Origin of the sequence: Acidovorax sp. sic0104 (genome assembly GCF_019219095.1) — a bacterium.
In the GTDB taxonomy this organism is placed as follows: Bacteria; Pseudomonadota; Gammaproteobacteria; order Burkholderiales; family Burkholderiaceae_C; genus Acidovorax.
Map to the genome: position 1 here is coordinate 95,177 of NZ_JAHUWH010000001.1, position 26,196 is coordinate 121,372.

Annotated in this window: 24 protein-coding genes; 17 read left to right on the forward strand and 7 right to left on the reverse strand. The window is 64.5% G+C overall.

What is annotated here, in order from left to right; all coding sequences use genetic code 11:
• Window positions 1-22: 22 nt before the first annotated feature.
• Both KW835_RS00455 and gpmA read right to left on the reverse strand, forming a co-directional pair.
• Window positions 23-1,459, reverse strand: coding sequence for a S41 family peptidase (locus KW835_RS00455; protein WP_218380324.1), 1,437 nt, complete (start codon window positions 1,457-1,459; stop codon window positions 23-25).
• Between the two features lie 123 nt (window positions 1,460-1,582).
• Window positions 1,583-2,326, reverse strand: coding sequence for a 2,3-diphosphoglycerate-dependent phosphoglycerate mutase (gene gpmA, locus KW835_RS00460; protein WP_218380325.1), 744 nt, complete (start codon window positions 2,324-2,326; stop codon window positions 1,583-1,585).
• Between the two features lie 64 nt (window positions 2,327-2,390).
• On the opposite strand from gpmA, the gene KW835_RS00465 reads away from it, so the two are divergent.
• From KW835_RS00465 to KW835_RS00530, 14 genes are all read left to right on the forward strand, one after another.
• Complete coding sequence (locus KW835_RS00465) at window positions 2,391-2,798, forward strand: rhodanese-like domain-containing protein (protein ID WP_218380326.1); 408 nt, start codon at window positions 2,391-2,393, stop codon at window positions 2,796-2,798.
• Between the two features lie 78 nt (window positions 2,799-2,876).
• On the forward strand, window positions 2,877-3,140 hold the full coding sequence (gene grxC / locus KW835_RS00470) for a glutaredoxin 3 (protein WP_218380327.1): 264 nt from the start codon (window positions 2,877-2,879) through the stop codon (window positions 3,138-3,140).
• Between the two features lie 110 nt (window positions 3,141-3,250).
• Window positions 3,251-3,709 carry a protein-export chaperone SecB gene (secB, locus tag KW835_RS00475; RefSeq protein WP_218380328.1) on the forward strand — a complete coding sequence of 153 codons (459 nt, stop codon included), beginning with the start codon at window positions 3,251-3,253 and terminating at the stop codon, window positions 3,707-3,709.
• Window positions 3,710-3,926: 217 nt separating this feature from the next.
• Complete coding sequence (locus tag KW835_RS00480) at window positions 3,927-4,940, forward strand: NAD(P)H-dependent glycerol-3-phosphate dehydrogenase (protein WP_218380329.1); 1,014 nt, start codon at window positions 3,927-3,929, stop codon at window positions 4,938-4,940.
• Window positions 4,941-5,094: 154 nt separating this feature from the next.
• Entirely contained in the window at window positions 5,095-5,628 is a 534-nt protein-coding gene (locus tag KW835_RS00485; protein WP_218380330.1) for a GspH/FimT family pseudopilin, read from the forward strand.
• 17 nt (window positions 5,629-5,645) lie between these two features.
• On the forward strand, window positions 5,646-6,221 hold the full coding sequence (locus KW835_RS00490) for a GspH/FimT family pseudopilin (protein ID WP_218380331.1): 576 nt from the start codon (window positions 5,646-5,648) through the stop codon (window positions 6,219-6,221).
• 23 nt (window positions 6,222-6,244) lie between these two features.
• Window positions 6,245-6,886 carry a type IV pilus modification protein PilV gene (gene pilV, locus KW835_RS00495; protein WP_218381011.1) on the forward strand — a complete coding sequence of 214 codons (642 nt, stop codon included), beginning with the start codon at window positions 6,245-6,247 and terminating at the stop codon, window positions 6,884-6,886.
• Between the two features lie 2 nt (window positions 6,887-6,888).
• The gene (locus KW835_RS00500; RefSeq protein ID WP_255593163.1) at window positions 6,889-7,806 is read left to right on the forward strand and encodes a PilW family protein; all 918 of its coding nucleotides are present in this window, start codon (window positions 6,889-6,891) and stop codon (window positions 7,804-7,806) included.
• Between the two features lie 13 nt (window positions 7,807-7,819).
• Window positions 7,820-8,587 carry a PilX N-terminal domain-containing pilus assembly protein gene (locus tag KW835_RS00505; protein ID WP_218380332.1) on the forward strand — a complete coding sequence of 256 codons (768 nt, stop codon included), beginning with the start codon at window positions 7,820-7,822 and terminating at the stop codon, window positions 8,585-8,587.
• 100 nt (window positions 8,588-8,687) lie between these two features.
• The gene (locus tag KW835_RS00510) at window positions 8,688-12,350 is read left to right on the forward strand and encodes a pilus assembly protein (RefSeq protein WP_218380333.1); all 3,663 of its coding nucleotides are present in this window, start codon (window positions 8,688-8,690) and stop codon (window positions 12,348-12,350) included.
• A gap of 11 nt (window positions 12,351-12,361) precedes the next feature.
• On the forward strand, window positions 12,362-12,784 hold the full coding sequence (locus KW835_RS00515; RefSeq protein ID WP_218380334.1) for a type IV pilin protein: 423 nt from the start codon (window positions 12,362-12,364) through the stop codon (window positions 12,782-12,784).
• Window positions 12,785-12,838: 54 nt separating this feature from the next.
• Window positions 12,839-13,927, forward strand: coding sequence for a bifunctional diaminohydroxyphosphoribosylaminopyrimidine deaminase/5-amino-6-(5-phosphoribosylamino)uracil reductase RibD (gene ribD / locus KW835_RS00520; RefSeq protein WP_370633561.1), 1,089 nt, complete (start codon window positions 12,839-12,841; stop codon window positions 13,925-13,927).
• Between the two features lie 299 nt (window positions 13,928-14,226).
• Window positions 14,227-15,429 (forward strand): ammonium transporter, encoded by a 1,203-nt coding sequence (locus KW835_RS00525; RefSeq protein WP_218380336.1) that lies wholly within the window; start codon window positions 14,227-14,229, stop codon window positions 15,427-15,429.
• Window positions 15,430-15,523: 94 nt separating this feature from the next.
• The gene (locus KW835_RS00530; RefSeq protein WP_218380337.1) at window positions 15,524-17,434 is read left to right on the forward strand and encodes a phospholipase D family protein; all 1,911 of its coding nucleotides are present in this window, start codon (window positions 15,524-15,526) and stop codon (window positions 17,432-17,434) included.
• A gap of 84 nt (window positions 17,435-17,518) precedes the next feature.
• On the opposite strand, the gene KW835_RS00535 is transcribed toward KW835_RS00530, so the two are convergent.
• Window positions 17,519-18,475 (reverse strand): tRNA-dihydrouridine synthase, encoded by a 957-nt coding sequence (locus KW835_RS00535; RefSeq protein WP_218380338.1) that lies wholly within the window; start codon window positions 18,473-18,475, stop codon window positions 17,519-17,521.
• A gap of 283 nt (window positions 18,476-18,758) precedes the next feature.
• On the opposite strand from KW835_RS00535, the gene KW835_RS00540 reads away from it, so the two are divergent.
• Window positions 18,759-19,334: a hypothetical protein gene (locus KW835_RS00540; RefSeq protein ID WP_218380339.1), complete on the forward strand. Its 576-nt coding sequence runs from the start codon at window positions 18,759-18,761 to the stop codon at window positions 19,332-19,334.
• A gap of 83 nt (window positions 19,335-19,417) precedes the next feature.
• On the opposite strand, the gene KW835_RS00545 is transcribed toward KW835_RS00540, so the two are convergent.
• The 3 genes from KW835_RS00545 to KW835_RS00555 form a co-directional block, all read right to left on the reverse strand.
• Complete coding sequence (locus tag KW835_RS00545) at window positions 19,418-20,593, reverse strand: class I SAM-dependent methyltransferase (protein ID WP_218380340.1); 1,176 nt, start codon at window positions 20,591-20,593, stop codon at window positions 19,418-19,420.
• An 81-nt stretch (window positions 20,594-20,674) separates the two neighbouring features.
• Window positions 20,675-21,199 carry a GNAT family N-acetyltransferase gene (locus KW835_RS00550; RefSeq protein ID WP_218380341.1) on the reverse strand — a complete coding sequence of 175 codons (525 nt, stop codon included), beginning with the start codon at window positions 21,197-21,199 and terminating at the stop codon, window positions 20,675-20,677.
• 146 nt (window positions 21,200-21,345) lie between these two features.
• A complete protein-coding gene (locus KW835_RS00555; protein ID WP_218380342.1) occupies window positions 21,346-21,945 on the reverse strand; it encodes a hypothetical protein in 600 nt (199 codons plus the stop codon).
• A gap of 242 nt (window positions 21,946-22,187) precedes the next feature.
• On the opposite strand from KW835_RS00555, the gene KW835_RS00560 reads away from it, so the two are divergent.
• The gene (locus KW835_RS00560) at window positions 22,188-22,820 is read left to right on the forward strand and encodes a response regulator transcription factor (RefSeq protein ID WP_218380343.1); all 633 of its coding nucleotides are present in this window, start codon (window positions 22,188-22,190) and stop codon (window positions 22,818-22,820) included.
• Window positions 22,807-24,726, forward strand: coding sequence for a hybrid sensor histidine kinase/response regulator (locus KW835_RS00565; RefSeq protein WP_218380344.1), 1,920 nt, complete (start codon window positions 22,807-22,809; stop codon window positions 24,724-24,726). The genes KW835_RS00560 and KW835_RS00565 overlap by 14 nt, the downstream gene beginning before the upstream one ends.
• On the opposite strand, the gene KW835_RS00570 is transcribed toward KW835_RS00565, so the two are convergent.
• Window positions 24,698-26,137, reverse strand: coding sequence for a coniferyl aldehyde dehydrogenase (locus KW835_RS00570; RefSeq protein ID WP_218380345.1), 1,440 nt, complete (start codon window positions 26,135-26,137; stop codon window positions 24,698-24,700). The genes KW835_RS00565 and KW835_RS00570 overlap by 29 nt on opposite strands.
• Window positions 26,138-26,196 lie beyond the last annotated feature (59 nt).

Consider the following 26,196-nt stretch of genomic DNA (forward strand, 5'->3'; position numbering starts at 1 on the left):
AAGACAGCGCGGAAGCGAAAGCTCAATTCTCTTTCTTTTCTTCCTTGCGTTCGGTCAGCGTCTTGCTGACCAGCACAGCGCGGCCCTTGAGCTGGTTGAGCGCCTGCACAAGCTGGAAGTCCTTGTCCGAGCCGAACTCGGGAATCTTGCGATCGGCCGCCGGCTTCTTGGCCTCCTCTTCCAGGCGCTTGCGGGCGTCCTCGCGGGCCTTCTCACGCGCCTCGTCCTTCTTCTCCTCGCCCTGGCCGCTGTTCAGGTGCTTGTCCAGGTCGGCCTCGCGCATGCGCAGGGCGGCAAAGATGTTGCCCTCTTCCGACTCGTCGATCATCACGTCGGGCACGATGCCCTTGGCCTGGATCGACTTGCCGCTGGGGGTGTAGTAGCGCGCCGTGGTGAGCTTGATGCCGGTATCCGGCCCCAGGGGGCGCACAGTCTGCACCGAGCCCTTGCCGAAGGTCTGGCTGCCCATCACGGTGGCGCGCTTGTGGTCTTGCAACGCACCGGCCACGATTTCGCTGGCAGATGCCGAGCCTTCGTTCACCAGCACCACCAGCGGAACCGACTTGATGGCTGCGGGCAGGCGCCGCAGCGGGTCGCCACCGCCGCGACGCTGGTAGTAGTCCGGCGACGCCTTGTAGGTGGCCTTGCTGTCGGCCAATTGGCCGTTGGTGGAAACGACGGTGACATTCTCGGGCAGGAAGGCCGCGGAGATCGCAACGGCTGCGTCCAGCAGGCCGCCCGGGTCGTTGCGCAGGTCAAGCACCAGGCCCTTGAGGTTGGGCTCCTGCTTGTAGACCTCTTCCACCTTGCGCACGAAGTCATCGACCGTGCGCTCCTGAAACTGCGACAGGCGGATCCAGGCATAACCTGGCTCCACGACCTTGCCCTTGACGGACTGGGTCTTGATCTCTTCCCGCGTGATGTTCACGGGGAACGAACGGTTCTCGTCCTTGCGAAAAATTGTGAGCGTGACCTTGGTGTTGGGCTCGCCCCGCATGCGCTTGACGGCATCGTTGAGCGACAGCCCCTTGACCGCGGTTTCGTCGATCTTGGTGATGAGGTCGTTGGTCTTGAGTCCCGCACGGAAGGCGGGCGAGCCTTCGATGGGAGACACCACCTTGATCAGCCCGTCTTCCTGGGTGATCTCGATGCCCACCCCCACGAAGCGGCCCGAAGTGCCTTCGCGGAATTCCTTGAAGGACTTCTTGTCGAAGTACTGGGAGTGCGGGTCAAGGCTCGACACCATGCCGGAGATGGCATCGGTGATGAGTTTCTTGTCGTCCACCGGCTCGACGTAGTCGGTCTTCACGAGGCCGAACACCGCAGACAGCTGCTGAATTTCTTCCAACGGCAGCGGCGTCATGGCGCCTCGCGCCACCGTCTGCAGCGATACGGTGGTGAGCGCACCGGCCACCACACCTACCGACACCCATCCCGCAATTTTGAGTTTCTGGCCCATACAGTACCTTTTACCGCTTCGAAATCAATATACACCTTGGAAGGGCCGAACCCGCCGCAGTTCCGCACGGGCTCTAGTTTTGGCAGGGATATCTGGTAGGTTTTCCCTGTCTTTACGCGACTTTTACGCTTTGCCTTGCGACGCGACGGCGGCGGCAGCCTTGGCCGCGGCCTCGGCGTCACCCAGATAGTAGTGACGGATGGGCTTGAGCTCCGCGTCCAGCTCGTATACCAGTGGAATTCCGTTGGGAATGTTCAGGCCGACGATCTCGGAGTCGGAAATGCCGTCGAGATACTTCACCAGAGCGCGGATCGAATTGCCGTGTGCAGCCACCACCACGCGCTTGCCCGAGCGGATGGCGGGCGCCATGGCGTCGTTCCAGAAGGGCAGCACGCGCTCCACGGTGTCCTTCAGGCACTCCGTCAGGGGCACATTGCCCTCAGCCAGGCCGGCGTAGCGGCGGTCGCTGCGTTCGCTGCGGGTGTCGGTGGCCTCCAGGGCTGGCGGGGGGGTGTCGTAGCTGCGGCGCCAGACCAGCACCTGGGCATCTCCGTACTGCTTGGCCATGTCGGCCTTGTTCAGGCCCTGCAGCGCGCCGTAGTGGCGCTCGTTCAGGCGCCAGTCCTTCACCACGGGCAACCAGGTGCAGTTCATCTCGTCGAGCGTGTACCACAGGGTGTGAATGGCACGCTTTAGCACGCTGGTGAAGGCCAGGTCGAACTCGTAGCCCTCGGCCTTGAGCAGCTTGCCGGCGGACATGGCCTGGGACACGCCGGTGGGCGTGAGGTCCACATCGGTCCAACCGGTAAAGCGGTTTTCAAGGTTCCAGGTGGATTCGCCGTGGCGGATCAGGACGAGTTTGTACATGGCTTCCCTAAGGTCAAAACTGAGCATTCTAAAATTACGCTGTTCGCCAACCCAAGGAATCTTCGTGAAATTCATTATCGACAACTGGTATCTGATCTTTGTTGCACTGGCTTCGGGCGGCATGCTGCTGTGGCCGGTCCTCAAGAGCGCCAGTGGCGGCTCTCTCACCCCGGCCGGGGCCGTGCAACTCATCAATCGCGAAAAAGCCGTCGTCATCGACGTGTGCGAAACCGAGGAATTCGCCGCCGGCCACGTGAACGGCGCCAAGAACGTGCCCCTCGGCCAACTTGAGGAGCGTCTTCCGACGGTCGTGAAGAACAAGGCATTGCCCCTGGTGCTGGTGTGCGCCAGCGGCGCGCGCGCCAACCGTGCGGTGGCCGTCGCCAAGAAATTGGGCTACGAGAACGCCCAGGCCCTGGCCGGCGGCCTCAAGGCCTGGCGTGAAGCGAGCCTCCCGGTAGAAAAAGCCTGATCTGCCCCCAGGTATTCAGCGCGCGCTAGGCTAACCCCTGGCTTGTCGCCGCCTCCGGCAAAAAAAGAAAGGATCGCCATGCAACCCGTGAAGATGTACACCACCGCCGTCTGCCCCTACTGCATCCGGGCCAAACAGATCCTCAAGTCCAAGGGCGTGGAGCAGATCGAGGAGATCCGCATCGACACCGACCCTGCCGCGCGTACGCACATGATGGAGATCACCGGGCGCCGCACCGTGCCCCAGATTTTCATCGGCGCCACCCATGTGGGCGGCCATGATGATCTGGTGGCCCTCGACGGCCGGGGTGAACTCATGCCACTGCTGGGCGCTGCGGCCTGACCCCCTACCGGGCGGCTGCATAATGCTGCCCCATGTGCCCGCTGCGGGAGCTTTCCCCGGCGGGTTTTGTTTTGTTGACATTTCCGATAGAGCAAAGAGACCTCATCACCATGGCCGACCAAGAAAACCCCGTCTTCCAGATCCAGCGCGTTTACCTCAAGGACCTGTCGCTGGAGCAACCTAACTCCCCCGGCATCCTGCTCGAACAGGAGCAGCCCAGCGTGGACATTCAGCTCGGCGTGGAAGCCACTCCCGTGGCCGAAGGCATCTATGAAGTCGCGGTGACAGCCACCGTTCAGACCAAGATCAAGGACAAGACCGTGTTCCTGGTCGAGGCCAAGCAGGCCGGCATCTTCGAAGTCCGCAACATCCCCGAAGACCAGATGGGCCCCATCATGGGCATCGCCTGTCCTCAGATCGTCTACCCCTACCTGCGCGGCAACGTGGCCGACGTGATCAACCGCGCCGGCTTTCCGCCCGTGCACCTCGCCGAGATCAACTTCCAGGCCATGTATGAGCAGCAGCAGGCCCAGGCCGCTGGCCAGGCCTCCCCCATCATCACGCAATAAGACGTACACCCCCTGAGGCGCTTCGCGCCTTCGCCCTCTCTCGTTGCGCGGCGCGCTCGGGAGGGGGACGCAGCCAGCGGCCTGGCAGAGCCAGTTCCGCGGCTACCTCGCCGGGGTTGCGCCGGTTGCGCGGGCCATGGGCGAAACACAGCGCCTTGGAGCATTGAATCAACGATCTTTTGGGGCTTCAGCGCTTATCTGAAAAGCGCGAACAGCTATGAAAATCATAGTATTGGGCGCAGGTGCCTGGGGTTCGGCCGTCGCCATGAGCGCGGCGCTGCACCCTGCCCGGCATGCCGTCACCCTATGGGCCCGCGATGCGACCCAGGCGCAACAAATGCGCGACCAGGGGCAGAACGCGCGCTACCTGCCCGGCATTGCCTTCCCTCCACCTCTCACACTGGCCGACGGCGACTTCGCTGCGCTGCTGCCCGGCGCCGATCTGATCATCGTGGCCACTCCCATGGCGGCGCTGCGCGGCATGCTGCAGGCGCTCGTCGGTTGCACCGCCCCCGTGGCCTGGCTGTGCAAGGGCTTCGAAGCCGTCGCTTCTGACGCCGATCCGCAGGCTTTTGGGCTGCTGGCACATGAAATACAAGCGCAGATAGCTCCTCATTTGATAGCAGGCGTACTCAGCGGCCCCAGCTTTGCTCAGGAAGTGGCGCTGGGCCACCCCACAGCGCTGGTGGCGGCAAGCAGCCATGCCGCCGTTCGCGATGCCCTGGTGGCAGCCTTTCACAGCCAAAGCGTGCGCGTATACGCCAACGAAGACATCGTGGGTGTGGAGGTGGGTGGTGCGGTGAAGAACGTGCTGGCCATCGCCACGGGCCTGTGCGACGGGCTGGCGCTGGGCCTGAACGCCCGGGCCGCCCTCATCACCCGGGGCCTGGCCGAAATGACACGGCTGGGTTTGGCACTGGGCGCGCGGCCCGACACCTTCATGGGCCTGTCCGGCTTGGGGGACCTGGTGCTGACGGCCACGGGCGACCTGTCGCGCAACCGCCGGGTGGGCATGCTGATGGCGCAGGGGCACAGCCTGAGCCAGGCGGTGCAATCCCTGGGCCACGTCGCCGAAGGTGTCTACAGTGCCCGCACGGTCGTGCAGCGAGCGCAGGCGCTGGGAGTGGACATGCCGATTGCCCAGGCAGCCGTGGCACTGCTAGATGGGCGCGTGCTGCCTGCGCAGGCTGTAGCGCAACTCATGGGACGCGAACCCCGGGGCGAGACGTAGCGCTCTTGCGGCGCACGGGCGGCAGAGAGCCCAGGATGCCTGCGGCATGCATCGAGCGTGGCTGGGGTGGTTGCCAGACACCGCTCATCACGAATCGAAAACCACTTGTCTGACAATGGGACGGCGCACGCATGCGGCCTTCTAGTATCCGGGCATGCAAGCATCGCGCACCTCTGCTGGATACCGGCTCCCACCAGCCCAACACGGATTCACCATCATCGAGTTGATGGTCGTGGTGGCCATTTTGGCGATACTCACGGCCCTGGCAGCGCCCAGTTTCACACGCCTTGCCGAGCGCTGGAGGGTGCGCAGCGCTGCTGAAGATCTCACATCCGCTCTTTACTACGCCCGCTCCGAGGCCATCAAGCGCGGTGGAGGTGTGGCCATCGATGCAGCTTCAGGGTGGGAGCAAGGCTGGAAGGTCACGTACACCCAAGGAGCCACCACGACCGATTTGCAGGTCAGCCCAACGACCCCCAAAGTCAGCGTGACTCAAAGCGGCGGTGTGAACAAGCTCTACATCGACCGCTGGGGCCTGCTTTCGGAAACCAGCGGTGGCGTGCCGAGCGCCATCAACATCCTGCTGTACCCGGTCGGCAAGACCGTTACCGACGATGGTGCCATCCGTCTGTGCGTCTCGGCCGGCGGCCGCATCTCTCAAACCCGGCAAGGCGCCGCCTGCTCTTAAGCCCCAGGGCCAACGCCATGCGCATTCGCCGAACCCTGCCAGCAAGCAACCGGTATTCCGTGGCCGGCTTCTCTGCCATCGAGCTGATGATGGTGGTGTCTATCCTTTCGATACTGACCGCCATTGCAGTGCCCAGTTTCACCGTGCTGACCGAGACCTGGCGCGTGCGGGAGACCGCAGACCAGCTCCAATCCACCCTGTACTACGCGCGGTCCGAAGCCATCCGGCGGGGCGGGCATGTAGTCATTCAAAAAACGCCCAACATGACCAATGGATGCTCAACGGCACCCAATGCCCGTGATTGGGACTGCGGCTGGATTGTCTGCCACGACGCCAATGGCAATGGCACATGCAACGCCAACGAGGCGGTGCTGCAGCGGGTTGGATCTGCAGGCAAGGTTCACGTCAATCGCACGGGCGGGGGCACGAGCATCACACTGAATCGATGGGGCTTGGTGAGCGGCACCTACCTCGGTTTTACCCTCGTTCCTCTCGAAAAGACGGTTTCCCATGTCGGCGCACGCGGCGTCTGCATGAGCTCTGGTGGACGCATCCGCGTCATTTCCCAAGAAGCCATTCCATGCGTTGGCTGACCTCCATGATTCCCATGACTTCTATGACTCCCAAACGGCACCAATCCCCATCCCAGCGTGGTATCGCGCTGATCGAATCGCTGATTGCCATCGTCATCACAGCCCTGGGCATTCTGGGCATTCTCGGCGTGCAGATGCGCACCCTGAGCGACACCTCGACCACCGTGCGGCGCGCGCAGGCCATTCGGCTGATCGAAGACCTGGGCGAGCGCATGAAGGTAAACCCCAACGCACTGGCCAGCATCAACTCCTACGTCACCACCTTCAGCAGCGAGCCCACGGTTCCCGCTGCCGGATGCGCCTCCGGCTGCAACCAGGCTGCGATGGTGACGTACGACCTGGCGGTCTGGAAGAAGTCCGTGAAGGACACCCTTCCCTTGGGCCGGGCTGCCATCTTTATCCCCCCAGCTGGTGCCAGCACCCAGTTGGGCGTGATGCTCGCATGGCGCGAAAACGAGCGCGACTCCAGCGCGGGCTTCAAGGATGAGATCGACGCCACCAAGGTGCGCGCTGCCGACAGTTCCCTGAGCGCCGGCGGCGGTACCGACAAGACCAGCAATGCATGCCCCGATGGCTACATCTGCCATCTGCAGTACATCCCCGTGGCAGGCCGCTGCCCTACTGACAGCAATTTCCCAGGCCAGTTTTTCTGCGCAGGAACCTGAACATGACGCCCCTCTTTCCCGCAGCGCATGAAGTCATGGCCAAGCGCAGCCAGCCAACACGCCGACCCACGGCCCAAAAGGGTATGACCCTTGTGGAGCTGATGGTGGGCATCACCATCGGACTGCTGGTGGTGGCCATTGCGACCACGGCGCTCATGGTGTCGCGCGGAGTCTCCGGCACGGTCACCGACGCCAGCGGCATCCAGCAGCAGGCCTCCTACGCGATTCGCGTCATCGGTGCACAGATGCGCCAGGCGGGCTCGCTGTTCCTCAACCCGAACCCGACAGGTATCGCAACCCCTGCAACTGCGTCTTACCTACAAAGGGTAGCGTTTGAAACCGACTCCAGAGACCCCACCAATGTGGGCCTGCCGTTCAACCCAGCCCTCAACACGATCAACTCGACCTCGACCTCGATCACATCGGGGTATCGCCGCTACAAGGACAAGATTCATGGAAGCGTCGACGAGCAGTCGCTGATGCGAAACTGCCTGGGCGGGCCTATCGACACCAGCACCGACCAGATCGTTCAAAGCGCCTTCACGTTCGATGCACTCAAGAGCGAACTCCAATGCAGTGGCAACAATGCGCCTGCCCAGCCCATCATCAAGAATGTCGCCGAGTTCCAGTTGCGCTACCTGGTTCAAGACAACGCCATCAAGGGCGCTCCAGTCATTCGCAACACGACCACCGTTCCGACCAACTGGAGCCAGGTGCAGGCGGTCGAAGTCTGCATGGTGCTGTACGGCAGCGAACGCATCGACATGCCAGTCGGCAGCACCTACATCGGCTGCTCGGACGCCGCAGTCGACATGTCCACCCTGCCGGGTGATCGTGCGCGCCGCATGCACATGCGATTCAAGAACGTTTTCCAGATGCGCAGCCAGGGACTTGTTGGCTCCGCGATTCCGGCCATTTGAGAGTAATTACCCCATGCACCGCTTGCCATCGCCCCTGTCGCGTCGACAAAGGTACCCCACACAACGTGGAGTGGCGCTGTTCGTCGTCATCGTGTTCGTCATGCTGTCCATGCTGCTGGCGCTGTGGGCGTCGCGCACGTCCCTTTTCAATGAAATGGTGGTGGGCAACGACGCGGACTACCAACGCGCTTTCGAGGCAGCCCAAACAATGCTGCAAGACGCTGAACAGGACATTCGACTGAGCAATGAGTCCCCGGAAAGCAGCGCACTCTGCACTGCAGGGGGCGATGTCTGCCGCTCTACCACCATCGATCAGTTCCCACTGGCAGGTGAAGGCGACACGGTCGTCAACAAACTCTTGGACGCGCTTAGTGCTGTGCCTGCTGGTTGCCGTAGCGCCCTTTGCATTAAACGTGAGGGGTCACTCGATTTTTGGAATAACACCGATGTAGCCAAAGGCCCTTCGTTGGCACAAATGCTAAATGTCGGAGCGCGCTATGGTCAGTACACGGGTGCCAAAGCAGGAGATAAGACCAATCCTGCCAATCCCATCTTGGCAGATCGTTCTGCAAATAAGGGGGCTTGGTATTGGATAGAGGTGCTCCCTTATGACAAAAGTGCCGAAACGAGTAGCCTCATAGTGGGGGGTGCAACCAATTTGCTTCCATTAAAAATCAACCCATATGTTGTTTATCGCATTACCGCCCTAGCTTACGGTCGCAAATCAGGCACGATGGTAACTATGCAGCAGACTTACGCGCCAGTACCCCAACCAGATTAAGAATCAAAAACACCACAGGCCACATGCCTGCGGAGATCGCAGTTGCACATTTCGGCTGCAAATTAATGCAGCAATATTATATCGACGATAGGAGCACATCATGCCCTGCACCCCTCCACGTTTCCGTAAATCGCTTTTGGCCATGGCTGCCAGCGCGGCGCTGGCGCCCTATGGCGCTTGGGCACTTGATTTGGCCCAGGAGCCCCCCCTGCCCAAGGTCAAGCCATCCTTTGTGGCACCCAATGTGATTATCTCTGTCGATGATTCCGGGAGTATGGGCTTCCGGCTTGACTCGGAAAGTCAGAATGGTGCGACCAATAACACGGCGCCCAACGCCGATGGCACCTGGCCCATGACCAGCCGCCGGATGAATGTCTTGAGGTATTCGCTCAAAAAGGTTTTCAATGACAAAACCTTGATTCCAGACAACAAGATCCGGCTGGCATGGCAGGCCATGCACAACAATAGCAACAGCTTGAACAACTATTCAGATTCCGGATATTGGTATGGATCGGGAGCCAACCCAGGCAAGGGCAAGACGCCTGGTGCAGACAACGTAGGGTCCACGAATACGTCTCGCACGAACTTCATGCGGTCACTTACCGCCACGCACCGCAATAATTTTCTTGCCTTCACCGATTACCTTCTTCCGAGCAACGGAACCCCGTCGCACGAGATGTTCAAGCAGTCGGACGAATACCTGCGCAATGCCGCCTTGGACAAGAACAGCCCCTGGGCTGCAGTGCCGGGCACTACCGACAAGCCGTTTCTCGGATGCCGCCGCAATTACCACATCATGATGACCGATGGTCGCTGGAACGGCACGGACTTTGCCGTCCCGGACCTGAACTATCGCGACAACGCAACCAACCTGCCCCTGCCGGACGGCACCGTCTATGGCGGCACCACTGCTGGCCTGCAGCAGTCGGCCCTGTATCGTGACGAAAGCCTGAACACGGACGGAAACAGGCCCATTGCCGACTGGGCGTTCTACAGCTGGGCAAAGCCGCTCAAGACGACGGGCCTCACGAACGACAAGGTTCCATTGACGCAGGAATACAAGGACGCACCAGCCACCGAATCCTTCACCAGTGGCGGCAAAACCGTCGTCTTGCAGAAGTACTGGAATCCCAAGTACAACCCGGCCACCTGGTCGCACATGGTGACCTACACGATCGGCTTCAGTGCTCTTGCGACTTCGTGGAAGCAGAATTTCACGGACGCCAAATACAATATTACGGCGCCCACCGATCGCGTGCCCTTCGGGTATGACGGAAGTTTCCCCGCTCTGGTGACTGGCGGCAAAACCTGGCCACAAATGGACAACGAGGACAGGCGCTCCCTCGACCTGTGGCATTCAGCCTTGAATGGCCGCGGACGCTTCTACGCAGTCGCCAAGGGTGAAGACCTTGAAAATGCTTTCCGCGAAATCATCGGAAAAATCAATGAAGACAGCTCCACGTTGCCTGATACCGTGGCCGTAGGCTCCGCAGGCGGTGGATTCAACACGACGCGCTCGAACGCCGGCAACTATGCGTCGGCCTACAACGGCAAGGAAAGCTGGCGCGGGTGGGTCAGTGCCTCCGCCGCGCGCGAGCCCGTCAAGAAGCCTTGCCTTGAAGATGCGACCAAGGAATGCACCTACTATCCCGACCCGACCAAGGAGTGGGAGGGCAAGACCACGGCAGACAGGCTCGATGAACTTGCCAATTTGTCGGATCGGCTGATCCTCAGCTGGAGCGATGAATGGTCCAGCACCAAATTCAAGGGTGGCGTGTCCTTCAAGTGGGCCACGGGGCAAACCAATCTGAGCACGGCGCAGAAAGCCCTGCTTGGCAAGGAAACTTCGGACACGACAGCCACCGTGTACACCAAGGGCGAGAATGTCCTGAACTACATTCGTGGCCAGCGCACACTGGAAGGCGACAAGGACACCCCCGGCGGCTACACGGCAGCGTTGCCCTTCCGCGAGCGCTTCAGCCGCCAGGGCGACATCATCAACTCGGACATCTGGTTCACCGGCGCTCCCGCCAGCGACTACTCCCTGGCCGGCTACAGCGCATTCATCAAGGCGCAGAAAGACCGGACCCCCATGCTTTATGTGGGGGGCAACGACGGGATGCTGCACGGTTTCTCCGCCCTCGACGGCAAAGAGAAAATCGCCTACGTCCCGCGTGGCTTGATCGGGGACCTCAAGAAGCTGGCCGACCCCAACTACAACCACCAGTACTACGTGGATGGCTCGCCCATGACGGGCGACATTCAGTCGGGCTCGACCTGGTCCACCGTGCTGGTAGGCACCCTGGGCGCGGGCGGCAAGGGGTACTTCGCGCTGGACGTCACGGACCCATCCACGTTCGCAGAGAGCAAGAGCCAGCAACTGGCATTGCTTGACCGCACACGCGGCAACAGCGAAGGTGCTCCGGACTGCAACCGTACGGGCATCTCCACCGCGGAGAAGGCTGCCTGCCTGGTCATCGTCGACGAGGACAAGGACATCGGCAACATCACCGTTCAACCCGTGCGGGACAGTTCCAACCAGCTTCGCAGCACGCAGGTGGCACGGCTGAACAACGACCGCTGGGCGGCGGTCCTGGGCAATGGCTACAACAGCGAGAACCAGCGCCCCGTGCTGCTGGTGCAGTACCTTGACGGCGCCAGGGAACTCAAGCGCATTCAAGCCAGCGACGACGCCAAAGGCACCGGAAACGCCAACGACAACGGCTTGTCGGCACCGACGCTTGTGGATTTGAACGGCGACGGGCGTGCCGACATCGTTTACGCCGGCGACAACCTCGGCAACCTGTGGAAGTTTGATCTCACGAGCGCCGACGCCACACAGTGGAAGTCTGCCTTTGGCATCGACTCACCGCTGTTCACGGCACGTGGAGCCAGCGTGAAAAATGGCGCTCGCAATCAGCCCCAGCCCATCACGGCCCCGCCCATCGTGCGCGCCAACGACAGAGCCATGAAGGTCGCAAGCGCAAGCCAGCCTGTGGGCGGTTTGATGGTGGCGTTCGGTACGGGAAGAAACCTGTCCAAGGATGACCGCGACGTGACCAAGGCCCAGTACAAGTACGTGCAGACCCTGTACTCGGTCCTGGACAACGCCCGCTACCGCGTCAGGGATACCAGCAAGCCCAAGGACGAACAACGGCTGGAAATTCACCCGGGCGCAGGCGCATTGCCGGGCGTTCCTGCGGTTCCCACACCCAAGGCTGTCGGGGTCATGGGGGGCAGCGCCAAGCTCGCAAAGCAGGAGATCGTGAAGATCGGCGCGACGAGCAATGAAAAGGCCAACGCCGTCGACGAGCTCAAGGCCGACACATGGAAGGACTTTGATGGCTGGTACCTCGACCTTCCTGAAGAAGGCGAGCGCCTGCTCAAGCCCATGCAGTTCTGGGACGGCAGCAACATCCTGGCGGTCTACACCGAGGAACCCTCGGGCACGTCCACGGACAACACGACCACCGTTGAAGAAAGCTGCACGCCCACGACCGTTGCGACGATTCCGGGCGTTCAATACCGCACGCTGATCAACATCATGGACGGCAAGAATCCCACGGTTCAGTTGGTGGCGGGGTCCGTGGCCACAGGCACGACGCGCGTCGAGGTCCCTCCTGGCCCGCCGCTGCTGGTAACCTCTGGCAAGAAGATTCTTGACTACACCGGAGTGAACCCCAAGAAGGTCGGCGACAAGCCACGCGAAGACAATCGCATGCCTGAACAGTCGTTGCGCCCCAGCTGGCGCCAAGTGCAATAAAGGAAGTTTTCATGAATCAGCGCCTGCCAAAAACCCAGGGGGGTTTCACCCTGATCGAGCTCATGATCGTGGTGGCCATCATCGGCATCCTGGCTGCCATCGCGTACCCCAGCTATGCCGAGTATGTGCGCCGCGGGCACCGGGCGGAGGCCCGGGGAGCCTTGCTGCAGGGCGCCCAATGGATGGAGAGAGCGGCGACTGCGACGGGCACCTATCCGCTGACAGCGGCCTTCCCAACCAGCCTGAAAACCGTGCCCAACGACCGCTACGACATCTCCGCAGTGTCGGACGGCGCCACGTTCACCATCACCGCCACTCCCAAGCTCGGCCAGACAGGCGACAAGTGCGGCAACTACACGCTGACCAACACCGGAATGCGAGGCGCCAAGGGGGCGACTACAGGGACGCTCGTGACCGAATGCTGGGGCAGATAGCGAACGCCATCCCTTACCATCGCAGGCGCCATGTCTTCCACTGCGCCTGCCCCCATGAACCAAGCGCTTGAGCTCGCCGCTCAAGCGCTTTTTCTTTCCAATCCCAACCCCCGGGTTGGGTGCGTCATCGTTGCGCCTGACGGCCAGATCATTGGCCAAGGCTTCACGCAGCAGGCCGGTGGTCCGCACGCGGAGGTCATGGCCTTGCGCGACGCCGCCAGCGCGCACCGCGACACGCGGGGCGCGACCGCCTATGTCACCCTGGAGCCCTGCTCTCACCAGGGGCGTACAGGCCCTTGCTGCGATGCCCTCATCCAGGCGGGCATCACCAAAGTCGTGGCGTCCTTGCAGGACCCGAACCCTCTGGTCGGGGGACGAGGTTTTGACCGCCTGCGTGCAGCTGGAATCGATGTGGTGGTGGGCCCAGGCGAGCAAGCCTCGCGGGAGCTCAACATCGGCTTTTTCAGCCGCATGGTGCGGGGCACGCCCTGGGTGCGCCTCAAGACCGCGGCATCGCTGGACGGAACCACCGCACTGGAGAACGGGGCCAGCCAGTGGATCACGTCTGCGCAAGCCCGCGCCGACGGACACGCATGGCGCGCGCGCGCTTGCGCTGTGCTGACAGGCATCGGCACAGTCCTGGACGACAACCCGCGGCTTGATGTGCGCGATGTGGCTTCACCCCGACAACCGCACGTCGTGGTAGTGGACAGCAGGCTTCAGACCCCCCCGGATGCCAGCGTACTTACCACCACCGGTCGCACTTGCTACATCTACGCAGCCGTTCAGGACAAGCCCAGGCAGGCCGCTCTTGAATCCCGAGGCGCACAGGTCATCCATCTCCCCAACGCCCAAGGCAAGGTGGACTTGGCAGCCATGCTGAAGGACTTGGGACACAAGGGGATCAACGAATTGCATGTTGAAGCCGGCCACAAGCTCAACGGATCGCTGGTACGTGAAGGCTTGGTCGACGAGTTGCTGGTGTATCTGGCGCCCCGCTGGCTGGGTGAAGGGGCGCGCATGGCCGACTTTGGTCCTCTGGAGGCGCTCGCAGAAGGCATAGCGCTCCAGTTCACTTCGGTGGACAGGTTCGGGCCCGACCTGCGTATCGTTGCGCGCTTCGAGGGCCGTGACCGGTTCTGAAGCCAATCCCTGCAGACTGCCTGGGAACGCAATGGGTGGCGAGAATCAATTGGCGGCACCGCGTTCTGGCGCCCGATTTGCGGGCGTGGGCACGAGCCCATGCAGTGCATCGAGGCCCTCACTCGCGCCACTTGCCCTCCCCTGCCATCTCCGAAGATTTTGCGCAGGTCCTCGTCACATCCACCATGGTGCACAATCCGCACCATCTTCTGGCGCACTTCTTGCTTCAATTTGGTGCACATCTGGTTTTTAGCGTTTCGACGCACCAGAAAAGATCAATTCAAACGCAAGAGGACGTTATGGAAGCACTCAAACAGGGCGCTGATGCCTTGTTCATTCTCCTGGGCGCCATCATGGTGCTGGCCATGCATGCCGGGTTTGCCTTTCTGGAGCTGGGCACGGTGCGCAAGAAAAACCAGGTCAATGCCCTGGTGAAGATTCTGGTGGATTTTTCGGTGTCCACCGTCGTCTACTTTGTCGTGGGTTACAGCGTGGCGTATGGCACCCACTTTTTCGTAGGCGCGGAGTCGTTGGTTCAGCAAAGCGGTTACTCGCTGGTCAAGTTCTTCTTTTTGCTGACCTTTGCGGCGGCGATCCCTGCGATCGTATCTGGCGGCATCGCAGAACGCGCCAAATTTTGGCCCCAACTGATGGCAACCGCAGTCATCGTAGGCTTTGTGTACCCCTTCTTCGAGGGCATCGTCTGGAACCAGCACTTCGGGGTACAGGCCTGGATCAAGGAGCTGACGGGGGAAGAGTTCCATGATTTTGCGGGCTCCATCGTGGTGCACGCCATGGGCGGCTGGATCGCTTTGCCTGCCGTGATCCTCCTGGGCTCGCGCGCCAACCGCTACCGCAAGGACGGCGCGATCTCGGCGCACCCCCCTTCCAACATTCCCTTCCTCGCGCTGGGCGCATGGATCCTGGTGGTCGGCTGGTTCGGCTTCAATGTGATGAGCGCGCAGACAGTGGACAAGCTCTCCGGCCTGGTGGCCGTCAACTCGCTGATGGCAATGGTCGGCGGCACGCTGGCGGCGCTGGTGCTGGGCAAGAACGACCCCGGCTTCGTGCACAACGGCCCACTGGCCGGACTCGTGGCAGTGTGCGCAGGCTCAGACCTGATGCATCCGCTGGGCGCGCTGGTGGTGGGTGCTGTGGCAGGCGCGATCTTCGTGCTGATGTTCACGCTCACGCAGAACAAATGGAAGATCGACGACGTGCTGGGCGTGTGGCCACTGCACGGCCTGTGCGGAACCTGGGGCGGCCTGGCCGCCGGCATCTTTGGCAGCAAGGCACTCGGTGGCCTGGGCGGCGTGAGCTTCGCGGCCCAGTTGATCGGCAGCATGCTGGGGGTGGCCTGGGCCCTTGCAGGCGGATTCGTGGTGTACCGCATCCTCAAGAGCACGGTGGGTCTGCGGCTCACGCAGGAAGAGGAATTCGACGGTGCCGACGTGTCGATCCACAAGATCAGTGCCACGCCGGAACGGGAAGTGAGCTGGTAACTGTGCGGCAGTGCTGTCTGCCGGCCCGGCGCGGTGGGTGCGTAGGCGCGGCGTCTGACAGGCGCGGCGGCGGATGCGCGGTCACAATCGCGGCATGCTGCGCACGCCCCCTGTCCCCGCCTTTCTGACCACCACGGCCCGCTATGGCTGGCTGGCCCTCATGGCCGTGGTGCTTGCAGGGGCCATTTCAGGTTGCACGGGCCTTCCCAAGGATGTGGACCGTCCCATCTCCAGCGCCCTGGCGTCTCCGGCCGGCACGGCGTTGGGACAGTTGGTGGAGGACCGGCGCACCGCAGCAGGCGGGCGGCACCCTTCGGGGTTCCTTTTGCTCAGCGGCCCCCAAGCGGCCTACGGCAGCCGACTGGCCCTGGTGGATGCCGCGCAAAAGACGCTGGATCTGCAGTATTACGCCATCCATGCCGACGCGAGCAGCGAGCGCCTGCTTCTCAGCGTGGTGTCTGCCGCCCAACGGGGCGTTCGGGTGCGCGTGCTGCTGGATGACTTCCATAGCACGGGGCGCGATGCGCAGGTGATGCGCCTGGCGTTCGTGCCGAACATCGAGATGCGGATGTTCAACCCTCTCACCGGGGCACGGGGCTCGCCGGTGGGGCGCCTGTTCAGCGTGATCACCGACTTCTCACGCGTGCAGCAGCGCATGCACAACAAGCTGTTCATTGCCGACAATGCCATGGGCGTGACGGGTGGGCGCAATCTGGGCGATGCGTACTTCGGCAACGCCGACTCGGGCAATTTCGTGGATCTGGATGTGCTGGCCGCCGGACCCGTCGTGCAGGACCTTTCGCGCAGCTTCGACAGCTACTGGAACAATGACCGCGCCTACCCCGTGCAGTCGCTCATCACACGCGAGGAACTGGACGGGCTGCGCGCACGGATGCGTGCGGCGGATGCCGCTGAGCAGGACCGCATCAAAGGCCAAGGCGGCACGCTGGCGCCAGACAACCAGCCAGCCCCCGACGGGCGCGGCACCACGGCGGCGCAGCGCGCGCGCATCTGGGACCAGCAGCCCATGGACCTGGCCCAGGCACCGTTCACCTGGGCGCCCGCAGCCGTGCTGGTTGACAAGCCCGCGAAGATTCCGCCGGACGGCGGCGCGCCCACCACCTTGCCGGAAAAGGCCCCCGCGACTGCCACGCCCGTGACCATCGCATCCCGGGGCCCCCGCGCTGCCACCGGGCCAGCGCCCGCGGCCTCCCGACCAGCGACGCCAGCGCCTGCCGCACCACAAGCCGTCACTGCTGCAATCGGCACGCTCCCCGGCGCGGCTGCACCTTCGCCGGAGCGCCCATCGACGGACAAGGAGCTGAATGAGGCGCAGACCGACACCGTGGTGGACGGCTTGCTGCAGCTCATGGGGCAGACGCAGCGCGATCTGCTCATCATCTCGCCCTATTTCGTACCCGGCCCGGACATGAAGCAGGCCTTCGCCGCAGCGCGCGCGCGCGGCGTGCGGGTCCGCGTGCTGACCAACTCACTCGCGTCCAACGACGCTCCCATTGCACACGCTGGCTACGCGCGGCACCGCACGGACCTACTGGCCATGGGGGTCGAACTCTATGAAATGCGCAGCGAGTTGCCGGGCGTGCTCAGTGGCACGCTGGGCTCCACCGGCAGCAGCGGCGGCAAGGGCGGCAGTCCAGGCGGCTCCATGGGCAGCTCGCGCGCCATGCTGCATTCCAAGCTGCTCATCATGGATGGCCGCCTGCTGGCCATCGGCTCGATGAACCTGGACATCCGCTCGCAACGGCAAAACACCGAGATCGCGCTGCTGATCCGCAGCGGAGACCTCTCACGCCGGGCCACCGCGCAGATCGAAGGTGCGCTCAGGGACGCCGCCTGGCGCGTGGAGCTGGTGGACGGCCGCCTGGTATGGCGTGCGCCCCAGGGCAGCGGGCTACCCGATGCCACGACGGAGCCCGACGCCAGCACTCCATTGCGCCTGCTGCTGCAGTTGCTCGGGCCGCTGGCCCCGGATCACCTGCTCTGACAGGATCCGGCACAGCGGCACATGCATTCTGCAGGCCCGGCGCCGGCCTTCTCCGACAGTGTTGCAGGCATCGCCGGGCGGGCCTCACGGCGACTGCTGGGCCTCCACCCACAGGGTGATCGCGCGTTGGTCAGTCATGGTGCGCACATGTTGGTATGCCGTTTCGGCTTCAGGGAAGCGGCGGCGCAGCAGATTGAGCCACTGCTTCAGGCGCCCCGCGCGTTGGCGGGGCTCCAGGTCGTCGCACACCAGTTGCCAGAACGCAGCGATGTGCGGCAGCAGGTCCGCCCACACCACAGCGGGCGCGCCGGTTTGACCCGCATCAGCGGCACGGATGGCGCGCGCCAGGCCCGGGTCGGCCACGATGCCACGACCCAGCATGAGCGCGTCGCAGCCCGACACCTCGCGGCAGCGCAGCGCGTCGGCCACGGTCCAGATCTCTCCGTTGGCCACCACGGGAATGCCCACCGCCGCACGCACCGCCGGGATGTGCTCCCAGTACGCCGGCGGCCGGTAGCCGTCGGCCTTGGTGCGGGCATGCACCACCAGTTCGCAGGCACCTCCCGCCTGCATGGCCTGCGCGCACTCGCGCATCAACCCGGTGTCGTTGAAACCCAGTCGCATCTTGGCCGAGACCGGCAGGTGCGCGGGCACCGCGCGGCGAACGGCGCCCACCACGGCCGCGATTCTTTCGGGGTCTTGCAGCAAGGCGGCGCCGCCCCCGTGGCGGTTGACCACCTTGGCGGGACAGCCGAAGTTCAGGTCGATCCCTTCGGGACCCAGCCCCGCCAGGCGCGCCGCGTTCTCGGCCATGCTGACAGGGTCGGACCCCAGCAGCTGCGCACGCACAGGCACGCCGGCCAGGGTGCGACTGCCGTTGCGCAATTCGGGCACATAGCGCAGGAACACCTTGTCCGGCAGCAGCGTGCCGGTGATCCGGATGAATTCGGAAACGCAGCGGTCCACCCCACCCACACGGGTCAGCACGTCACGGAGCACGAAGTCGAGAAGCCCCTCCATGGGGGCCAGCAGCAAGGTCATCGCGGTTCGGGGCGCGGCTCTTCAGCCAGAAAATGATAAAAATTGGCAGCTACCGCTTGATGGGTCTGCGCCGGATGCTACTAAATTAGTAGCGAATGAGTGACGCCAAGCTACACGCACGCGGTGCATAGCCTGCATTGTGCGACAGCGGGGTGCCAGCCCGGGCCGCGCATGAGGCCGCAGTCACGGCGCCGGAGATTGTCGCGCCGGCCGCCCCGGGGGTCATCACGCCGTCATCCCCGCTTGGTGCAATTGCCGCAAAGACCTGTGAACCGGAGGCGAGATGCTGCTGCAAAAAACCGACAAAGCCCGCCTGGAGCTGTCCCCCGGCGTGCGCACCCTGAGCCTGCGTGAGCGCTCGCTGCTATTGCTGGCCGACGGCAAGCCGCTGTCGGACCTGCAGGCCATGTACAACGGCATCGGCGCGCAGATCGTGGACAACCTGATGCGCCAGGGCTACCTGACGGGCCCGGCCGGGCTGCCGGCGGACCCGACGCCGTCCGCCATCCGCGCCGACGCCAGCCAAGGGCCGGCACCTGCTGCATCCACCCCGCGCCAGGAACCTGCGGAATCACTGCGGTCCCTGGCCGGCGCGCGGATGTACCTGTTCGATGCGTGCGAGCGCCTCTTCGCCCGCCGCGACCCCGTGATGGCGCAGCAGTTTCGCGAGGCACTGCGCGCGGCCAAGGACCAGGACAGCATGCTGGATGTGGGCGAGGCCATGTTCGACGAAGTGGCGCTGGCCGCCGGTGCGGAGCGGGCCGCCAGCCTGCGTGAGCGCTTCGAGCAACTGCTGCCCGCAGCGTCGATGGCGCCCGCCAGGCAGTTTGATACGACGCAGCCCGCAGTGCTGGCCTGACCTGGGCACAAGCAGAGAGGGGACCAAGAACTGACCTCCGCCAGCGCCCGGCCGGCGAATGGCCCGGCAGGCGCTTCGATCAGTCAGGCAGCGGCCGCAGCGCCCAGCCGCCAGAGCGACGTGAGCTCGGCCGTGCGGGCCGCATGCAGCGCATCGCCAGCATCCGCAGCCTTGGCATGGCGCGGCTTCACATCGTGCCGACCCAGCACGGCCAGCCCGGCGTCGGCGATCCATCCCAGCAACTGCTCGCGTGGGCGCAAGCCCAGATGCTCGGCCAGGTCGGACAGGATCAGCCAGCCCTCGCCGCCCGGCTCCAGGTGATCCGGCAGTCCGGCCAGGAATCCCCGCAGCATGCTGCTGCCCTCGTCGTACACCGCGCGCTCGATGGGCGAACTGGCGCGCGCAGGTACCCAGGGCGGATTGCAGACCACCAGCGGCGCGCGGCCTGGCGGAAACAGGTCGGTCTGCAGCAGCTCCACGCGGGTCAAGACGCCCAGGCGCTGCAGGTTGTCCTTTGCACAGGCCAGCGCACGCGCGTCCTGGTCGGTGCCCACCACACGCTGCACGCCACGGCGTACCAGCACGGCCGACAGCACGCCTGTGCCCACGCCGATATCGAAAGCCAGGGCTTTGGACGGCAGCGCTGTGCTGGCGAGCAGGTCCACATACTCGCCGCGCACCGGCGAGAACACGCCGTAGTGCGGATGGATGCGGTTGAGCGGCGGCGCGCCCAGGGCCGGCACTTCGACCCCCTTCTTGCGCCATTCGTGCGCCCCCACCAAGCCCAGCAGTTCGCGCAGCGTGGCCACCGAGCGCTCGCCCGTGGCAGGGCCCCAGGCTTCGGTGCAGGCCTGGCGCCAGTCGGGCGCGCGCCGCAGCGCGATGCCGTAGTCGCCTTCCAGCGGGATCAGGATGGACGCCAGCACCCGTGCACGCTGGGCCTGCGCCTGACGGTGCAGATGGAAGGCTTCAGCGGCAGTGGCCACCGCCAGCTTCTGAGCGGACCGCGCTGCAGCCTTGCGCGGCTTGCGGTCGGTCCGGCGCATCAGGGCCTGCAGCAGGTGGCGCGCGTTCTGGAAGTCGCCCTGCCACAGCAGCCCTGCGCCTTCAGCTGCCATGCGGTACGCCGTATCCGCCGCGAGGGTGTCATCGGACACGACAACACGCCGCGGTGCCGGCGCACCGCTCTCGGAACGCCACCGGGCTTCGCAGGGTTCACCGAGGTGGCTCCAGGCGATGAGGGGAACAGATGTGGACATCAGCACGGTGCAGCGAACAGCCCCCGGCCGCAGATACCAGCGTGACGATGCCGAAGGCGACTCAGGGGATGCTTCATCGGATCAAGCGTTGATCGGGCGCTTCAGGCGCACTTCCTCGATCTTCACGCCGCCGATCACGGCCGTCTTGGCCGTGGACAGCTCCTGCTTGAAACCGGCCAGCTCATGGAAGCGAATGGCACGCTCATTGCGCAGCGGTACCCAGGCCGTCACATTGGTGCAGCCCTCTTCCTGCAGCCCGTCGCGGGCAGCGTCCCACAAGGCCAGGCCAACGCCCTGGTTCCAGTGGGTGGGGGACGCATAGATGGCCCAGATCTCACCGGTGGTGGGACGGGACTTTTCATCGCGCGAACGGTCATAGCCGACAAACCCGACGATCTTCTCGCCGTCGATGGCCACCTGGACCTGCGGCTCGCAATATTCAATGGCCTCGCGCCAGTAGGCCTGGCGCTTCTCGACCGACGACATGGACTTCAACTGCTCGTCTGGCACCAACCCTTTGTAGGCCTCTTGGGCAGAGACGGTATGGATCTGGGCGATGGCTTTTGCATCGCGAAGCGTAGCGGGACGAACCTGGATACTGGACATGGAAAAACCGAACGAAAACGGGGAATGAAAATACGAAAGGACCGGCATTGTCGCCGCAAACCGTTTTTCACCCTCTGGAGGGCCCCGCTTTGCCCTCGACAAACGTTCAGTTTCGCCCCACCGGACGGGCTTTTGTGGCAGACGGCTCAGGCCATGGCCATCGAACCGGTGAGCGAGGACGCAGCCGCCGCGGCAGCCGCGCGCTGCACCAGGGCCCGCTTGTTGCGGGGACGGGGCACGTGCACGGCGGGCGGTGTGCCATTGATGGCATTGAGGCCCAACACCAGCGTCACGGTGCGCGAGCCGTCCTCCCTGTCATCGCAGGCATAGGCCCGGTAGCTGCCATTGCCCTGCGCGTGGCTGCGCTGCACCGTGTGGAAAGCCACCCGCGCACCACTCACCCTGTGCCCGCCAAACGGCAGCACACGAAGACGTGCATCGCGGTCCAGCGCCAAACCCATGTTGCCGGGGCGGTTGACCAGGTCGGTGCGGATCGGTCGCCACGTCTGCCCATCATCGGTGGAGAACTGCCAGACACCCGCCTGGGCGTCCAGGTGTTCTATCACCACACCGGCCGATGCCAGCATGCCCGGGCAGTTTTCTTCGACGATGTGCGCGACCGAATTGCCGCCAAGCCCGGTGGCGCACGGGGCTGCGCCTGGTGCAGGACGTCGCTCGGTACGGGGTTGGCGGCCAGCAGTCGTGACAGAGGCGGCAGAACCCTGGATGGATGCATCGACAGTCATTGGAGTCCCTCTCAACAGCAAGATAAATAAACGAAGGTTGCGCATTGGTGTTCATCCCTCGAGGCTTCACACTGCACCGCAGGGAAGGTTGGCGCTTCCTGCAGGCCGCTTCGCGTGGCAGCGCACTGGCTGCCCACAGATGCTTTTCAATGCTTGACGGAAAGTCTAAAAATTGACCTAGGCCGCGTCCATCGCACAAATGGACTAGTCAACAACAGCTTTTTGTGCGTAATACTTGCCAGATGACCGCCCGTCTCCTGCTTGTGGATGACCACAACCTGTTCCGCACAGGGTTGCGCCTGATCGTCCAGGACCATCCGGACGTGGGGGCGATTGCCGAGGCGGGCTCCATCGCGGAGGCCTGCGCGCTGCAGGCCGCGGACACCGATCTGGTACTGCTGGACATACACTTGCCCGGCATGAGCGGCCTGGACGGTCTGCGCCTGCTGCGCCAGTCCTGTCCACAGGCCCGCATCGTCCTCGTGTCGGCCAGCGTGGCGCCCGATGCGATCTACGAAGCGCGCGCACGGGGCGCCGATGGTTTCCTCTTCAAGTCGGCCAGCGCACAGGACATCCTCGACGCCATCACCCGTACGCTGGCAGGACTGCCCTGCTTTCCCATCCACAGCAGCCACAGCACCCCGCGCGGGCAGGACGCGCCTTCGCTCACGGCGCGGCAGTTGGAGGTCCTGGCGCTGCTGTGCACCGGCAAGCCCAACAAGGTCATCGCGCGCGACCTGGGCCTGAGCGAGAACACCGTGCGGGTGCATGTGGCGGCCATCTTTGCGCAACTGGGCGTCAACAGCCGCAGCGCTGCCCTGCTGGCCGCGCAACGCATGGGACTGTCCACACCGCAGTTGCATGACAGCCTCTGAATACCCGACGGTGGCACCCGATGCCACCTCCGCTCCCGCCCGATGGGGTTGGCCGCACGGAGAGCGCGACGAAGTGCTGCGCGAGCAGGCAGCCCTGCTGCGGCAGAACTTTCCGATGACGCTGCTGGCCTCGCTGGCCACTGCACTCGGCACGCTGTGGGTGATGGCGCGCGTGGCCGACACCCAGGCCACCACCATCTGGCTGGTTCTGCACACGGTGGTCGTGCTGGGCGTGTACCTCACCCTGCGCGGCATTGCCCCCTTCACCGACCCCGCGCCGCAGGCGGCGCGCAAGCTCATTGCCTGCATGGCCGCCATGGGACTCAGCTGGGGGGCGCTCGGGTATGTCGTCCTGTACTGGGGTACGCCGGACAGCGTGATCTATGCCATCGGCATCATCAGCACCGTCTCGTCCGGCGCACTGGGCCTGGGTGCGCCGCTGTACAGGGCCTATGTGACCTACCTCACCTGCGCCATGGGCGGCGTGATGATCGCGGTCGCTTTGGCGGGCGGGCCGGTGATGTGGCCCGCGCTGTTTCTCACCAGCGTCTACTACGCCCTCACCTGCATGCAGGCGCGCACCGCCGACCGCGCCACGCGCCGCAGCATCGCGCTCAAGCTGGAGAACGACCGGCTGGTGAGCGAGCTGCGCGCAGAGTCCCAGCGTGCACTCGCCGCACAGGAAGCGGCTGAACGTGCCGACCGCGACAAATCCCGCTTCCTGGCCGCTGCCAGCCACGACCTTCGCCAGCCGCTGCACGCGATGGGGCTGTTCCTCGAATCGCTGCAGCGCAGCCCGCTGAGCGACCACCAGCAGACCGTACTGGGCCATGCGCACGCGGCCTCCAGCGCCGCAGCCGAGATGCTCACCACGCTGCTGGACTACTCACGCCTGGAAGCCGGGGTGGTGAAAGTGCGTCCCGCTGCCTTTGCGGTACAGCCGCTGCTGGGCGCACTGGAGCAGGAGTTCGGCGTACAGGCCGACACGGCCGGGCTGGTGTACCGCACGCGCGAGACCTCGGCGGCCGCCCATGCCGACCGGTCCCTGGTAGGCCTGGTGATGCACAACTTCATCTCCAACGCGCTGCGCTACACCGCGCACGGCGGCGTGCTGATTGCCTGCCGCACGCGCGGCAAGCGCCTGGCGCTGGAGGTCTGGGACACGGGTGCAGGCATACCCCAGCACCAGTGGGAAGACATCTTCCGGGAGTTCCACCAGCTGGGCAATCCGGAACGCGATCGCCGCAAGGGCTTGGGCCTGGGCCTGGCCATCGTGCAGCGACTCGCTCGCGAGATGAACACCTCCGTCGAGGTGCTGTCGCGGCCGGGGCGCGGCTCCGTCTTTCGCCTGTGGCTGGACCGCTGGCAGGGAGCGCTCGAAGACGACGTCGCTGCCACCGGGCCCGCGCCGGACGCGCGCAGCCTGAGCGGCCTCAAGGTGCTGGCCATCGACGACGACGAGACCGTGCGCATCGGCATGCAGGCCCTGCTGCAGAGCTGGGGATGCCTGTGCATCACCGCCGAGTCGAGCAAGGATGCGCTGGAGTGCCTGGAAGACCCTGCCCTGGACATCGTGCCCGACATCATCATCACGGACTTCCGCCTGCGCCACGAAGAGACCGGCAAGCAGGTGCTGCAGGCGCTGCGCGCCTACCTGGGCACGCCCGTGCCGGCCATCATCATGACGGGCGACACATCACCCCAGCGGCTGCGCGATGCGCAGTCCACTTCGGCCCTGCTGCTGCACAAGCCGGTGTCCACCGGGCAACTGCGCGATGCCATGGTGCAGCTCATCACGCAGCCGCCCCCGGTTGCCCTGCAAGATGACCCCGCGCCCGGCGAGGACAGCGAGCGCGCAACCCGTGCATCCGCCAGCGCTACAGCCAGCGCCGCAGCAGCCCCATGACCTGGTCGAACTTCGCACCGTAGGGCGGATAGAACAGCGAGCCCATGGCCCAGCGCGACTGCACCAGCACCGACTTCTGGTGGCAAAAGCGCAGGAAGCCCTGCTCGCCGTGGTAGGCGCCCCAGCCGCTGTCGCCCACACCGCCGAAGGGCAGGTTGTCGTGGGCGATGTGCATGAGCGTGTCGTTCACCGTCACCCCACCGCTCACGGTGCGGCGCAGCACGTCGTCACGCACGGCCTCGCTCTGCCCGAACCAGTACAGTGCCAGCGGACGTGGGCCGGCGTTGATGTGCGCAATGGCATCGTCCAGCCGCTCGTACGACACCACGGGCAGGATGGGTCCGAAGATCTCTTCCTGCATGAGCTGCATGGCCGACGTGGCGCCGAACACCAGCGTGGGCAGCATCTGGCGGCTGGCACCGTCGCCCAGCGTGCCCACCGTGTTCACAGCGGGCTTGCCTGCCGCGGGGTCGATGGTCTGCACCTCGGCACCCTGGGTTTGCGCCTGCTGCAGCATGGTGCGCAGGCGGGCGTGGTGCCGCGCGGTGATGATGGAGGCGTAGTCGCCATTGCCTTCGATGGTGGGGAACAGCCGTGCCACCGCCGCGCGGTAGGCCTGGGCAAATTCGCCTTCGCGCCCGCGCGGCAGCAGCACGTAATCGGGGGCAATGCATGTCTGCCCGGCGTTGAGCAGCTTGCCATGCGCGATCTTGAGGGCCGCGTCCTGCATGTCGCAGTGCCCATCGATGATGCAGGGCGACTTGCCGCCCAGCTCCAGCGTGGTGGGCGTGAGGTGCTGGGCCGCTGCCTGCGCCACCTTGCGCCCCACGGCGGTGGAGCCGGTGAACACCAGGTGGTCGAACGGCAGCGACGCGAACAGCGCTGACAAATTGGCGTCGCCCTGCACCACGCAAAACTCGTCGGGGCTGAAGAACTGCGCCACCAGCGCCGCCAGCTGGGCCGATGTGTGCGGCGTGAGCTCGCTGGGCTTGAGCATCACGCGGTTGCCTGCCGCCAGCGCGGTAATGGCGGGCGCCAGCGCCAGCTGCACCGGGTAGTTCCACGGTGCGATCACGCCCACCACGCCCAGCGGCTGGCGCTGGATGTGGGCGCTGGCGGGCTGCAGAAAGATCGGCGTGCGCACCTTGCGTGGCTTGACCCATTTCGCCAGGTGCCGCAGGGTGTGCGCGAGCAATGCGCGCAGCACGAAGAAGTCCGCCACTTCCGTGAGACGCGGCGAGCGCATGCCGAAGTCGGCCTGCACCGCAGCGGCCAGCACGGGTCCGTGTTCGTCCAGCATCTTGGACATGCGCAGCAGGCGCCCACGGCGCACCAGCAAAGGGACATCGACATGTGCGCGGCTGGCCTGGCGTTGGAGATCGAAGTGGGCGTGGATGTCGGCTGGTGTCATGGTCGAATGATAAGGAGGTGCCCGGACCGGCCCTGCGAGCGCGGCCGCTGAATGAGCAG